The sequence below is a fragment of the Variovorax saccharolyticus genome (assembly GCF_030316765.1).
In the GTDB taxonomy this organism is placed as follows: Bacteria; Pseudomonadota; Gammaproteobacteria; order Burkholderiales; family Burkholderiaceae_C; genus Variovorax; species Variovorax saccharolyticus.
On the sequence record NZ_JASZYT010000001.1, the window covers coordinates 208,432 to 221,431 of the forward strand.

A 13,000-nucleotide genomic window follows, 5' to 3' on the forward strand; every position below is an offset into this window, starting at 1 on the left:
CTGATCAGGCCATGAAATGCTGCACTGTTCGAAAGCCGAGCCAGGTCAGGAACAGCGAGCCGCCCAGGTGCAGGGCCACCGTGCCCAGCGCCAGCCCCGGACGGCCGCCGACCAGCATGCCGACGACCTCGGCCGAGAAGCTGGAGAAAGTGGTCAGCGAGCCCAGGAAACCGGTGATGACGACCAGCCGCCAGGCCGGGTCGATGTCGGGCAGCGCACTGAAGCCGGCGATCGCCAGGCCGACGATGTAGCCGCCGATCAGGTTCACCGCCAGCGTGCCCCAGGGCAGCAGGCCGCCCGGGTTGAGCCACACCTGGAAACCCCAGCGCATCAAGGCGCCGATGCAGGCGGAGACGCAGATGACGATGACGTTCAGCAGCATCGGTCGATGATATTCGCGGCGGCTACTTCTCGACGCCCATCACCAGGTTCGGCAGCACGGTCACGATGCTCGGGAACACCGTGATCAGCACGATGCACAGCACCAGGCAGAAGAAGAAGGGGATCGCCGCCCTGGCGATCACGTTGCTGTCCTTGCCGGTCATGTTCTGCAGCACGAAGAGATTGAAGCCCACCGGCGGCGTGACCTCGGCGATCTCGACCAGCAGCACGACGAAGATGCCGAACCACACCAGGTCGAAGCCGGCCTTCTGGATCATCGGCAGCACGACGGCGCTGGTCAGCACGATCATCGAGATGCCGTCGAGCGCGGTGCCGAGCACCAGGTACACCAGCACCAGCGCAGTGATCAGCGCATAGGGCGACAGGTGCATCGAGTCGACCCACTCGGCAAGCTCTCGCGGGATGCCGGTGAAGGCCATGGTCTTGGTCAGGAAGGCGGCGCCGGCCAGGATGAACATGATCATGCAGCTGGTGCGCGTGGCACCCATGATCCCGTCCTTGAAGTTCTTCCAGGTTAGGCTCCGGCCCCAGGCCGCGATCGCCAGCGATCCGAGCACGCCGAAGGCCGCGCATTCGGTCGCCGTGGCCCAGCCCGCGACCAGCACCCAGACGATGAAGACGATCAGCAGCGCGCATGGGATCAGGTTGCCCGAGAGCCGGATCTTCTCCATGAAGCTGGTCGGCGGATCGGCCGGCGGCACCTGGTCGGGGTGGCGCAGGCTCCACCAGCCGATGTAGCCCGAGAACAGCACCATCAGCAGCAGCCCCGGCAGGAAGCCGGCCAGGAAGATGCGGATGATCGACGCATCGGCCGCCACCGCGTAGACCACCATCGTGATCGACGGCGGGATCAGGATGCCGAGCGTGCCCGCGGTGGCCAGCGAGCCGATCGCGAGCTTCTCGTTGTAGCCGCGGCGCACCAGTTCGGGCAGCGCCACCTTGGCGATCGTGGCGCAGGTCGCGGCCGACGAGCCCGACACTGATCCGAACACGCCGCAGCCGAGGATGGTGGTGTGCATCAGCCGGCCCGGCACGCGATTGAGCCAGGGCCGCAGGCCCTCGAACATTTCCTCGCTGAGCTTGGTTCGGAACAGGATCTCGCCCATCCAGATGAAGAGCGGCAGCGCGGCCAGCTCCCACGAAGCATTCGACTCCCAGAAGGAAGAGAAGAGATTCTTCGCCGGCAGCGTGTTGGTGAAGAAGGCCTGGCCGACCCAGCCGACGATCGCCAGGGTCATCGCGATCCAGACGCCGCCGGCGAGCAGCACCAGCATGATGGCGAGCAGCAGCGCGCCCATCAGAAGAGTTTCGAGCATGGATGCCTTAGACGTCGGAGGAGAAGTCGCCGGCCGCGTGCCGCTCTTCGACCGCGCGCTGGTAGCTCGGCTTCTCGCCTCGCACCACGCCGACGAGTTCGTCGACCATCGCGATCAGCAGCAGCCAGCAGCCGAGCACGAAGGTCGATTGCGGAATCCAGATCGGGATCACGACCAGGCCGGTGGCCATCTCGGCGAACTCGTAGCTTTCCCAGGTGAAGCTGGTCGCCGACCAGGTGAGATAGGCCACCGCGACCGCAGCGATCAGCAGGCAGCCGACATCGAGCACGCGCCGGGCTTTCGGCGACACGGCCTCGAGCAGCAGCGTGACGCGCACGAAGTCGCCATGGCGGAAGGCGTGGGCCATCGCGAAGAAGGCCGCGGCGGCGCAGAGCCAGGCGACCACGTCGTTGAGGCCGCTGACGTGCCAGTTCATCTGCCGGCCGACGCCGGCCAGCACCATCAGCACGAAGATCAGGAACACGCAGAAGGCGCCCAGCGCCCCTGCGCCGTCGTACAGGCGGTCGAGCCAGCGACGCATCGCTCAGGCCCCCCGCCGGGCCGCCGATGAGCGTGGGGGCGTCATCATTTCTTCTTGTAGGTGTCGACGATCGCAGCGCCATCGGCGCCGGCTGCCTTGAGCCAGTCGGCCTGCATGATGCCGCCGACCTGCCGCATGTCGGCGTCGAGCTTCGGCGAGGGCTTGTGGATCTTCATGCCGCGTTCGGCCAGCAGGCGCTTGTATTCGTCGTTCTTCTCCTGCGCGACCTTCCAGCCGCGGGCCTCGGCATCGGCGGCGGCCTTGGTGACCGCGGCCTTGGTGGCCGGGTCGAGCGCCTCGAAGGACTTCAGGTTCACGAGTACGGCGTTCTTGGGAATCCAGGCCTGCGTGTCGTAGAAGTTCTTGAGGTTCTCGTAGGTCTTGGTGTCGTAGCCGGTCGAACCCGAGCTCATGTAGCTCTCGATCACGCCGGTGGCCATCGCGGCGCTCAGTTCGGCCTGCTGGATCTGCACCGGCTGGGCGCCGATCAGCTCCGCGATCTTGGCCGTGGCCGGGCTGTAGGCGCGCCACTTGATGCCGCGCAGGTCGGCCACCGAGCCGATCTCCTTCTTGGAGTAGATGCCCTGCGGTGCCCACGGCACCATGAACAGCACCTTGATTCCTTGTGCAGCGAGAAGCTTTTCCATGGCCGGCTTGGAAGCGTCGTACAGCTTTTTCGCCTCGGGATAGGTCGTCGCCAGGAAGGGCACGCCGTCGAGCGCATAGATCGGGTTCTCGTTGGCGAAGTTGGCCAGCAGGATCTCGCCGGCCTGGGCCTGGCCGCTCTGCACCGCGCGCTTGATCTCGGGGGCCTTGAAGAGCGACGCATTGGCATGCACCGTGACCTTGAGCTTGCCGCCGGTCGCCGCATCCACGTCCTTCGAGAACTGGGTGATGTTCTCGGTGTGGTAGTTGGTGGCGGGGTAGGCCGTGGGCAGGTCCCATTTGGTTTGCGCGAATGCTGCTGCGCCAAGGGTGAGGCCTGCGAGCGCAATGCCGAACTTGTGATTCATGGACTCTCCAGAACGTGCGGAAATGAAAAAGGCGATCGGCAGCATACGTGCAAATATCGGGCCACCGCTTGGGGCTTTTCCCTGCCATCCGAGGCGCAGCGGCCAGTGGGCGCACCATGAGAAAAGCCGCCCGCAGGCGGCTTGGAATCAGCGGCGGCGCCCTTGCGCCGCGCCTCGCGTCAGGGCTTGGGCGCCGGCTTGGCGGTGCCGGCGGCGGCCGCCTTCTTCGGCTCGGCCCTGGCCTCCGTCTTGGTCTCCGCCTTGACCTCGGCCTTGGTCGCCTGGACTGGCGTGGGGGCGGCCCCGAAGGCCTGGCCGTTCACCGTCAGGCCCTCGGCCGACAGCTTGGTCGCCGCCTTCTCCTTCACGCCCTTGACCCGGCTCATGAGGTCCGGCCAGTCCTTGAACGGCGCTTCCTTGCGCGCCTCGATGAGGCGTTTGGAGAGCGCGGGGCCCACGCCCTTGACGCCATCGAGCTCCGCTTCGGAGGCTTTGTTGACATCGACGGCCGCAATGGAGGCGGCCGCGAACAGCATGGCCGCGATGGCCACGATCTTCTTCATCATTTTTCTCTCCCTGACATGGTGTGAGAAGCGCCGGGACGCCCCACCGCGCGCCGAGTGCGCCCGGCGCGAAAGATGATAGCGGCGAAGGCGCGCCGCGGGGGGGTCAGAGTTCTTCGACTCGCCGCGGCGGATAGCTGTCCCAGGCCTGGCAGCCCGGGCAATGCCAGAAATACTGGTGGGCCTCGAAGCCGCAGGCGGCGCAGCGATAGCGCATCAGCGGCCGGGTGGCCTGGTCGAGCGAGCGCTGCACCTGGGGGTGGAACTGCTCGTGCTCGAAGCGCTCGCCCGCGAGCCAGCGCGAGGCCGCCACCAGCGAGGGATGATGCGCCAGGTGGGCGATATAGCCGTCGCGCGGTTCGGGTGCGATGGTGGCGTCCGACGGCGAGTCGTCCGGCAGTGCCGGCGTGCCGCCGAGCGCGATGATCGCCTCCAGCACATCGATCGAGGGCGACGCCACATAGCGTCGCTGCAGCAGGGCGAGCGCTTCTCCCGAGCGCTGCGAGGCGACCGCGGCCTGCTGCAACGCCGCGGCATACAGCGGCAGCGCCATCGGCGCGGTTTCGCTCAGTGCCGCCAGCGTGTCGAAGGCGGCCGCCGCGTCGCCGCTGCGCAACTGCAGCGTCGCGCGGTCGATCGCCGGCCGCGGCGCTTCCGGCGCCAGCAGCACGGCCTGCTGGAGCAGCCGCGCCGCGGCCGCCAAGTCGCCGGCAGCCACGCGTTCGGCCGCCTGCTCGCACAGGTGGTGCGCCCGGCGCGTGCCGTAGCTGGCCTGGTCGGATTCGTCGAGCTTCTGCGCCACGTCCTCGGCCTGGGCCCATTCCCGCGAGCGCTCGTAGATCGCCAGCAGCGACAGCCGGGCCTCGTTCTCGTAGCGCGTGCCTTCCAGCTTCTGCAGCGCGGCTTCGGCGCGGTCGAGCAGGCCGGCGCGCAGGAAGTCCTGCGCCAGAGCGTGCTGCGCGCGGTCGCGGTCGGCGCGGCTCAGGTCGCCGCGGCCCAGCAGGTGCTCGTGCACGCGCACCGCGCGCTGGTACTCGCCGCGGCGCCGGAACAGGTTGCCGAGCGCGAAGTGCAGTTCCTGGGTGTCGGGGTCGTTCTGGACCGCCTCGATGAAGGCGTCGATGGCCTGGTCCTGCTGCTCGTTGAGCAGGAAATTCAGGCCGCGGAAGTAGGCTTTGGGGGCCTGGCGGTTCTCGATCTTGAGCTGCCGGAGGTCGAAGCGCGATGCCAGCCAGCCGAGCACGAAGGCGATCGGCAGGCCGAGCAGCAGCCAGCTGAAATCAAAGTCCATGTTGGCGTACGGCGGGCAGGTCGGTGGGGGCCGCGGCCGGCGTCGGGGGCGCCGCCACGGAAGAATTCGCCGCCGGCGCGTTCGTCGCTCCGGGCAGCTGCGCCGCCGCGCTGCGGTGCTTCCACCAGCCCGGCAGCATGCCGAGCGCGCCGACCACGAGTCCGCCCGTGAAGGCGGCCAGCACCACCAGCACCAGCGGCGCGCGCCACGAGGTGCCGAAGAAGAAGTAGACGGTGGCGTCGTGCTGGTTGTTCAGCGCGAAGGCGAAGAGGGTAAAAAAAATGGCTGCCTTGAGCAGCCACAGGAGGTATTTCATGCGGGTCCCCGATGGCCGGGGAATTCTATGCCGGGGCCGGCGTGTCAGCCGCGCTTGTGCTTCTCGGCGTCGAGCAACGCCGTCTTGGCGTCGACCGCTTCGCGCAGGGCCTTGCCCGGCTTGAAGTGCGGTACGCGCTTCTCGGGAATCTGCACGCTCTCGCCGGAACGCGGATTGCGCCCGATGCGGGGCGGGCGGCGGTTGACCGTGAAGCTGCCGAAGCCGCGGATCTCGATGCGGTGCCCGCGCACCAGTGCGTCGCTCATCGCATCAAGAATGGTCTTGACGGCGTATTCGGCATCGCGATGCGTCAGCTGCGCAAAGCGGGCCGCGAGTTCCTCGACGAGATCGGAGCGGGTCATGGCAAGAGAAAAATGTAGACGAAAAAAAAGGACAGAGCGGCGCCAGGCGCCAGCCCTGTCCTCGGACTCAGCTTACTTGTCGCTGTTGTCCAGCTTGGCGCGCAGCAGGGCGCCCAGGCTGGTCGTGCCCGCATTCTCGCGTGCCGACTGCTGGCTCAGGCTGGCCATGGCGCCTTGTTCGTCGACCATGTCCTTCTGCTTGATCGACAGCTGGATGTTGCGGGTCTTGCGATCCACATTCACCACCACGGCCGTGACTTCGTCGCCTTCCTTGAGCACGTTGCGTGCATCTTCCACGCGGTCGCGGGAGATTTCGCTGGCGCGCAGGTAGCCGATGATGTCTTCGCCGAGGTCGATTTCAGCGCCGCGGGCGTCCACGGTCTTGACCTTGCCGGTCACGATCTGGCCCTTGTCGTTCACGGTCGTGAACGTGGTGAACGGATCGCTGTCGAGCTGCTTGATGCCCAGCGAGATGCGCTCGCGGTCGACATCGACAGCCAGCACGATCGCTTCGACTTCCTGGCCCTTCTTGTAGTTGCGAACGGCGGTTTCGCCGGTTTCGTTCCACGAGAGGTCCGACAGGTGAACCAGGCCGTCGATGCCGGCAGCCAGACCCACGAAGACGCCGAAGTCGGTGATCGACTTGATCGGGCCCTTGACGCGGTCGCCGCGCTTGGTGTTCTGCGCGAATTCCTGCCACGGGTTGGCCTTGCACTGCTTCATGCCCAGGCTGATGCGGCGCTTGTCTTCGTCGATCTCGAGGACCATGACTTCGACTTCGTCGCCGAGCGAGACGATCTTGTTCGGCGCGATGTTCTTGTTGGTCCAGTCCATTTCGGAGACGTGCACCAGGCCTTCGATGCCGGGTTCGAGTTCGACGAACGCGCCGTAGTCGGCGATGTTCGTGACCTTGCCGAACAGGCGGGTCGATTGCGGGTAGCGGCGCGAAACACCCATCCACGGGTCGTCGCCCATTTGCTTCAGACCCAGCGAGACACGGTTCTTCTCGGTGTCGAACTTGAGGATCTTGGCGGTGATTTCCTGGCCGGCCTGCACCACTTCGCTCGGGTGGCGGACGCGGCGCCATGCCATGTCGGTGATGTGCAGCAGACCGTCGATGCCGCCGAGGTCGACGAACGCACCGTATTCGGTGATGTTCTTGACCACGCCGCGCACGACTGCGCCTTCCTTCAGGGTTTCCATCAGCTTGGCGCGTTCTTCGCCCATGCTGGCTTCGACCACGGCACGGCGCGACAGCACGACGTTGTTGCGCTTGCGGTCGAGCTTGATGACCTTGAATTCGAGGGTCTTGTTCTCGTACGGGGTCAGGTCCTTGATCGGACGGGTGTCGATCAGCGAACCCGGCAGGAAGGCGCGGATGCCGTTGACCAGCACCGTGAGGCCGCCCTTGACCTTGCCGCTCGTGGTGCCGGTGACGAAGTCGCCGGATTCGAGGGCCTTCTCGAGCGCGAGCCACGAAGCCAGACGCTTGGCGGTGTCGCGCGAGAGGATGGTGTCGCCGTAGCCGTTTTCGACGGAGCCGATGGCCACGGAAACGAAATCGCCGGCCTGGACTTCGAGCTCGCCCTTGTCGTTCTTGAACTCTTCGATCGGCACGTAGGCTTCGGACTTGAGGCCTGCGTTGACGACGACGTGGTTGTGTTCGACACGCACGACTTCGGCGGTGATGACCTCACCGGTGCGCATCTCCGAACGCTTCAGGGATTCTTCGAATAGGTCGGCAAAAGATTCAGACATGTGTTTTTCCTTCCGTCACGCAGGGTTTGCAACTGCACCATTGCAGCTGGCTTGGATCTGGCGACGGCGGTTGTGTGGGCATGAAGCCCGGTTAGGGTTGAACAACCAGCAGGGCCGATGCGCTGTCGCGCGGCGGGGACCCTGCTGGATCGAAATACCGTTCAAGAGGACTCGAACGGCTGTACTTCCTGCCACCAGGCAAGCACCTGCACGACCGATTGCTCGATCGTCTGGTGCGAGTTGTCCAGGAGGCGGGCATCAGGCGCCGGCTTGAGTGGCGCGACGCTGCGGGAGGAGTCCCGAAGGTCACGCGCTTCCAGGTCGGCGCGAAGACTGTCGATTGTAGTCGAAATACCCTTTGAAATCAACTGCTTATAGCGCCGTTCGGCCCGGTGGGCGGCGCTCGCCGTGAGGTAGACCTTGAGCTCGGCGTCCGGGAAGATCACGGTGCCCATGTCGCGGCCGTCGGCGACCAGGCCGGGCAGGCGCCGGAAGCTGCGCTGCAGTGCCAGCAGGGCGACACGCACCGCCGGCAGCGCCGAGACGCGCGAGGCGTCCATGCCCGCGGCCTCGGTTCGCAAGTCCTCGCTCACATCCTCGCCTTCCAGCAGGACCTTGCCCTCGCTGAACACCAGGGGGAGGGCGCGCGCCAGGTCGGCGATGCGGGTCTCGTGGGCGGGCCCGGCGTCGAGCCCGGCGCGGCGCATCACCAGGCCGGTCACGCGGTAGAGCGTGCCCGAGTCCAGGTAGTGGTAGCCCAGCCGCCGCGCCACCTCGACCGTCAGCGTGCCCTTGCCCGAGGCGGTCGGGCCATCGATGCAGATCACCGGCACCTCGGGCGCATGGGCGACCGAGAACAGGGTCTCGAAGTAGTCGGGGAAGGTCTTGGCGACGCAGTGCGGCTCGAGGATGCGCACTGCGACGCCGTCCGGATTGAAGGCCGCCAGCGAGAAGCACATCGCCACCCGGTGGTCGTCGTAGGTCTTGATGCTGGCCGCTCGCCAGCCGGTCGCCGGCAGCGGGTGGATGCGGATGAAATCCGGGCCGTCCTCGACCGTCGCGCCGAGCTTGCGCAGCTCGTTGGCCATGGCGTCGATGCGATCGGTCTCCTTCACGCGCCAGCTGGCGATGTTGCGCAGCGTGCTCGGACCGTCGGCGTAGAGCGCCATCACGGCCAGCGTCATGGCGGCATCGGGGATGTGGTTGGCGTCGATGTCGATGGCCTTCAGGGGCCAGGCGGCGCGCGACACGGCCAGCCAGTTCGGCCCGCTGTCGACGGCGGCGCCCATCTGACGAGCGGCATCGATGAATCGGATGTCGCCCTGGATCGATTCGGCGCCGACGCCCTCGATGCGGATGCCGGAGCCCTCGGCGATGGCGCCGAGCGCGATGAAGTAGCTGGCCGACGAGGCATCGGCCTCGACGTGGATGTCGCCCGGCGAGCGGTACTGGCTGCCGGCCGGAATGGTGAAGCGCTGCCAGCCCTCGCGCTGGACCGTGATCCCGAAGCGCGCCAGCAGGTTGAGCGTGATCTCGATGTAGGGCTTGGAGATCAGCTCGCCGACCACGTCGATCACGATGTCGCGCCGGGCGGCCAGGGGCAGCGCCAGCAGCAGCGCGGTCAGGAACTGGCTGGAGACGTCGCCGCGCACGCGGATCGGGGCGTCGAGCTGCAGCGAGTCGAGCGCGACCGGATGGATCTGCAGCGGCGGATAGCCCGGGTTGCCCAGATAGTCGACGCGGCAGCCGAGCTGGGTCAGGGCGTCGACCAGGTCGCCGATCGGGCGTTCGTGCATGCGCGGCACGCCGCGCAATTCGAACTCGCCGCCCAGCAGCGCCAGCGCGGCGGTCAGCGGCCGCATCGCGGTGCCGGCGTTGCCGAGGAACAGGGACGCTCGCGGGGTCTTGAGCCTGCCGCCCAGGCCTTCGATGCGCAGGGTGCCGTCGTCCGAGCGTTCGATCGAGCAGCCGAGCGCGGCCAGCGCATCGAGCATGACCCGGGTGTCGTCCGAATCGAGCAGGTCGTGCACGGTGGTGGTGCTGCTGGCCAGCGCCGCCAGCAGCAGCACGCGGTTGGAGATGCTCTTGGAACCCGGCAGGCGCACCGTGCCGGCGGCGCCCGAAAGTGCCGGGATATCGAGAAAGGGGGTCGAGAACATCGTCAGTCCGGCGAAGCGGCGGCCCCGGGCTGCCATTGGGAGCGAATGCCGCTCGCGGCCGCGATCGCGTCCTCGAGCTCTTGGGCGTTGCCCGTGCGCACCAGCGCCTCGAGGTGCGCGAGGGCCTCGCGGAAGCCTTGCGCCTGCAGCAGCACCTGGTCGCGGTTGGCCAGCAGGACGTCGCGCCACATGGTCGGGTCGCTGGCCGCGATGCGCGTGAAGTCGCGGAAACCGGGGCCGGCCAGTTCGAGGAAGCGTCCGCCTTGCGGATGGGCGGCCATCGCGTTGATGTACGCGAAAGCCAGCAGATGGGGCAGGTGGCTCACCGCCGCGAAGGCGCTGTCATGGGCCTCCGGGGTCATCGTCACCACCTTGGCGCCGATGGCGGTCCAGAGCTTGGTGGCCCGCTGCACGTTGGAGCGCAGCGTGGCCTTGACCGGGGTCAGGACCACCTGGCGGCCCTTGTAGAGATCGGCATCCGCGTGCTCGACGCCGGCGAGCTCCTTGCCGGCGATCGGATGGGCCGGGACGAAGGCGCCGATCTGGTCCTGCAGCCCGCGCCGCGCCGCCTCGATGACGTCGCCCTTGGTCGAGCCCACGTCCATCACGAACATCTTGTCGTTGATGCCGTGGCGGATGGCCTTGAAGGTCTGCTCGGAGGCGCCGACCGGCACCGCGATCAGCACCAGGTCGGCCCCCGACATCGCCAGCAGCGCCGACGGCGCCGCGACGTCGATCACGCCGAGCTGCCGGGCACGTTCGGTGGTCGAGGGCGACTTGCTGTAGCCGACCACCCGCTTCACCAGCTTCGCGCGCTTGAGCGCCAGCGCGAACGAGCCGCCCATCAATCCGCAGCCGATCAGGCCCAGCTGTTCGATCATCGTCAGTGCCCGCCCGGCCGCCCGAAGGGCACTGAGCGCCCCCTCGGGGGGCAGCGATACGCGAAGCGATGAGCGTGGGGGCTTGTCATGCCGTGATCGGGTAGGCGCCCAAAACCTTGTAGAACGCGCAGAGCTTGCGCAGTTCGACGAGCGCGGCGGCCACGTTGGGTTGCGAGGGATGGCCGTCGAGGTCGATGTAGAAGTAGTACTCCCACTGGCCGGTGCGCGCCGGCCGCGACTCGAAGCGGGTCATCGAGACGTTGTTGACCTTGAGCGGCACCAGCAGGTCGTGCACCGCGCCGGGCTGGTTCGGCACCGACACCACGAGGCTGGTGCAATCGCGGCCGGTCGCCGGCGGCATTGCCAGGGTCTGCGGCAGGCAGATGATGGCAAAGCGGGTGCGGTTGTAGGAGTCGTCCTGGATCGCGTGGGCGACGATGTGCAAACCGAAGCGGGTGGCAGCGCGCTCGCTGGCCAAGCCGGCCCAGGCCGGATTGCCGGCCGCCAGGCGGGCCCCTTCGGCGTTGCTGGAGACCGCGCGCCGCTCGGCGTTCGGCAGGTGCTTGGCGAGCCAGGTCTGGCACTGGGCCAGCGCCTGCGGATGGGCCAGCACGGCTTCGATGCCCTCGAGCGAGTTGCTCGAACGCAGCAGGTGATGGCGCACCAGAAGGCTGACTTCGCCGACCACGTGGGTGGGCGAGTGCAGGAACAGGTCGAGCGAGCGCGTCACCACGCCCTCGGTAGAGTTCTCGACGCCGACCACGCCGTACTGGGCGCTGCCGGCGGCGGTGGCGTGGAAGACCTCGTCGAAGCTGGCGCAATAGACCAGGTCGGCGGCGCCGCCGAAGTACTCGACCGCCGCCTGCTCGCAGAAGGTGCCTTCGGGGCCGAGCACGGCGACGCGCTGAGGCGATTCGAGTGCCAGGCAGGCCGACATGATCTCGCGCCAGATGGCGGCCACGTGCAGCGCCTTCAGCGGGCCGCCGTTGCTCTGCTGCATCTTCTCGATCACCTGGGCGACGCGATCGGGCCGGAAAAAGGGCGTTCCCTCGCGCTTCTTGACCTCGCCGACCTGCTCGGCCACGCGGGCGCGCTGGTTCAGGAGGGACAGGAGCTGCTGGTCGAGCGAGTCGATCTGCACGCGCAGATCGGCCAGGCCGGGGGAAGTTTCGGGGGCGGAGGGCGGTGTGGCTGGTGCGGTCATTGGTCAAGTGCTCGGTGTCTGCAGGGCCCTAGGCCGGCGCCGGGCCGCCCCAAGGCGGCCTGCGGCCCCCTCGGGGGGCAGCGACACACGCAGTGAGGAGCGTGGGGGCCAGATCAGGCACGCGACCGTTCGAATTCTCGCATGTAGCCCACCAGCGCCTGCACGCCGGCCAAAGGCATGGCGTTGTAGATGCTCGCGCGCATGCCGCCGACCGACTTGTGGCCCTTGAGTTGCAGCAGTCCGGCCTCTCGGGCGCCGGCCAGAAAAGCCTCGTTGCGACTCTCGTCGGCCAGGAAGAAGGGGATGTTCATGCGCGAGCGGCAGCCGGGGTCGACCTTGTTGGCGTAGAAGTCCGAGCCGTCGATGAAGTCATACAGCAGCCGTGCCTTGGCGATGTTGCGCGCCTCCATGGCGGCGACGCCGGTCAGTTCGCCTTCGGTCTGCTGCGAGAGCCACTGGAAGGTCAGGCCGGCGATGTAGATGCCCCAGGTCGGCGGCGTGTTGTACATCGACTGGTTGTCGGCCACGGTCTTGTAGTTGAAGGCGCTCGGGCAGATCTCGAGCGCATGGCCGAGCAGGTCGTCGCGCACGATCACGATCGTCAGGCCGGCCGGGCCGAGGTTCTTCTGGGCGCCGCCGAAGGCCAGGCCCACGCGCGACCAGTCGACCGGGCGCGAGGCCACGTGCGACGAGAAATCGATCACCAGCGGCGCCTTGCTGCCGAGTGCGGCCAGATCGGGCAGCTGCTGGAATTCGATGCCGTTGATGGTCTCGTTGGTGCAGACGTGCACGTACGAGGCATCGGCCGAGAGCTGCCAGCCGGCCGGATCCGGCAGGCCGGTGTGTCCGTCCGCCGCGTTGCTCGCCACCACCCTGGCTTCGCAGTAGCGCTGGGCTTCCTTGTGCGACTTGGTGCTCCAGCTGCCCGTGATGACGAAGTCGGCGCGGGTTCCGCGCGACAGGTTCATCGGCACGATCGCGTTCTCGCCCAGGCCGCCGCCCTGCATGAACAGGATGTGGAACTGCGCCGGGACCGCGAGCAGGGCGCGGATGTCGGCCTCGGTCTGCGTGCAGATCGCGCCGAACTCCTTGCCGCGATGGCTCATCTCCATCACGCCCATGCCGCTGCCGTGCCAGTCCAGCATCTCGGAGGCGGCCTGCCGCAGCACCGCCTCCGGCATCGCGGCCGGTCCG

13 protein-coding genes are annotated in these 13,000 nt (G+C 67.6%); all 13 read right to left on the minus strand.

Going from position 1 to position 13,000, the window contains the following annotated elements:
• Nucleotides 1-4 precede the first annotated feature (4 nt).
• The 13 genes from crcB to serC all read right to left on the minus strand — a co-directional run bounded on the left by crcB (nt 5) and on the right by serC (nt 12,987).
• Nucleotides 5-382: a fluoride efflux transporter CrcB gene (crcB, locus tag QTI45_RS01070; RefSeq protein WP_286653289.1), complete on the minus strand. Its 378-nt coding sequence runs from the start codon at nt 380-382 to the stop codon at nt 5-7.
• A gap of 22 nt (nt 383-404) precedes the next feature.
• Entirely contained in the window at nt 405-1,718 is a 1,314-nt protein-coding gene (locus QTI45_RS01075; protein ID WP_286653290.1) for a TRAP transporter large permease, read from the minus strand.
• A gap of 7 nt (nt 1,719-1,725) precedes the next feature.
• Nucleotides 1,726-2,259, minus strand: coding sequence for a TRAP transporter small permease (locus QTI45_RS01080; RefSeq protein WP_286371259.1), 534 nt, complete (start codon nt 2,257-2,259; stop codon nt 1,726-1,728).
• Between the two features lie 44 nt (nt 2,260-2,303).
• Entirely contained in the window at nt 2,304-3,272 is a 969-nt protein-coding gene (locus tag QTI45_RS01085) for a TRAP transporter substrate-binding protein (protein ID WP_286371260.1), read from the minus strand.
• 179 nt (nt 3,273-3,451) lie between these two features.
• Entirely contained in the window at nt 3,452-3,838 is a 387-nt protein-coding gene (locus QTI45_RS01090) for a ComEA family DNA-binding protein (RefSeq protein WP_286653291.1), read from the minus strand.
• Nucleotides 3,839-3,941: 103 nt separating this feature from the next.
• Nucleotides 3,942-5,126, minus strand: coding sequence for a lipopolysaccharide assembly protein LapB (gene lapB / locus QTI45_RS01095; protein ID WP_286371262.1), 1,185 nt, complete (start codon nt 5,124-5,126; stop codon nt 3,942-3,944).
• Nucleotides 5,116-5,442, minus strand: coding sequence for a LapA family protein (locus QTI45_RS01100; protein ID WP_286371263.1), 327 nt, complete (start codon nt 5,440-5,442; stop codon nt 5,116-5,118). Before QTI45_RS01100 ends, lapB begins: the two co-directional genes overlap by 11 nt.
• Before the next feature lie 44 nt (nt 5,443-5,486).
• The gene (locus QTI45_RS01105; RefSeq protein WP_286371264.1) at nt 5,487-5,804 is read right to left on the minus strand and encodes an integration host factor subunit beta; all 318 of its coding nucleotides are present in this window, start codon (nt 5,802-5,804) and stop codon (nt 5,487-5,489) included.
• Nucleotides 5,805-5,876: 72 nt separating this feature from the next.
• Entirely contained in the window at nt 5,877-7,562 is a 1,686-nt protein-coding gene (rpsA, locus tag QTI45_RS01110; protein WP_286371265.1) for a 30S ribosomal protein S1, read from the minus strand.
• A 161-nt stretch (nt 7,563-7,723) separates the two neighbouring features.
• Entirely contained in the window at nt 7,724-9,721 is a 1,998-nt protein-coding gene (locus QTI45_RS01115; protein WP_286653292.1) for a bifunctional 3-phosphoshikimate 1-carboxyvinyltransferase/cytidylate kinase, read from the minus strand.
• 2 nt (nt 9,722-9,723) lie between these two features.
• A complete protein-coding gene (locus tag QTI45_RS01120) occupies nt 9,724-10,602 on the minus strand; it encodes a prephenate dehydrogenase (RefSeq protein ID WP_286371267.1) in 879 nt (292 codons plus the stop codon).
• Nucleotides 10,603-10,687: 85 nt separating this feature from the next.
• The gene (gene pheA, locus QTI45_RS01125) at nt 10,688-11,806 is read right to left on the minus strand and encodes a prephenate dehydratase (RefSeq protein WP_286653293.1); all 1,119 of its coding nucleotides are present in this window, start codon (nt 11,804-11,806) and stop codon (nt 10,688-10,690) included.
• Between the two features lie 113 nt (nt 11,807-11,919).
• Nucleotides 11,920-12,987, minus strand: a complete 1,068-nt coding sequence (serC, locus tag QTI45_RS01130) for a 3-phosphoserine/phosphohydroxythreonine transaminase (protein WP_286653788.1) — start codon at nt 12,985-12,987, stop codon at nt 11,920-11,922.
• Nucleotides 12,988-13,000 lie beyond the last annotated feature (13 nt).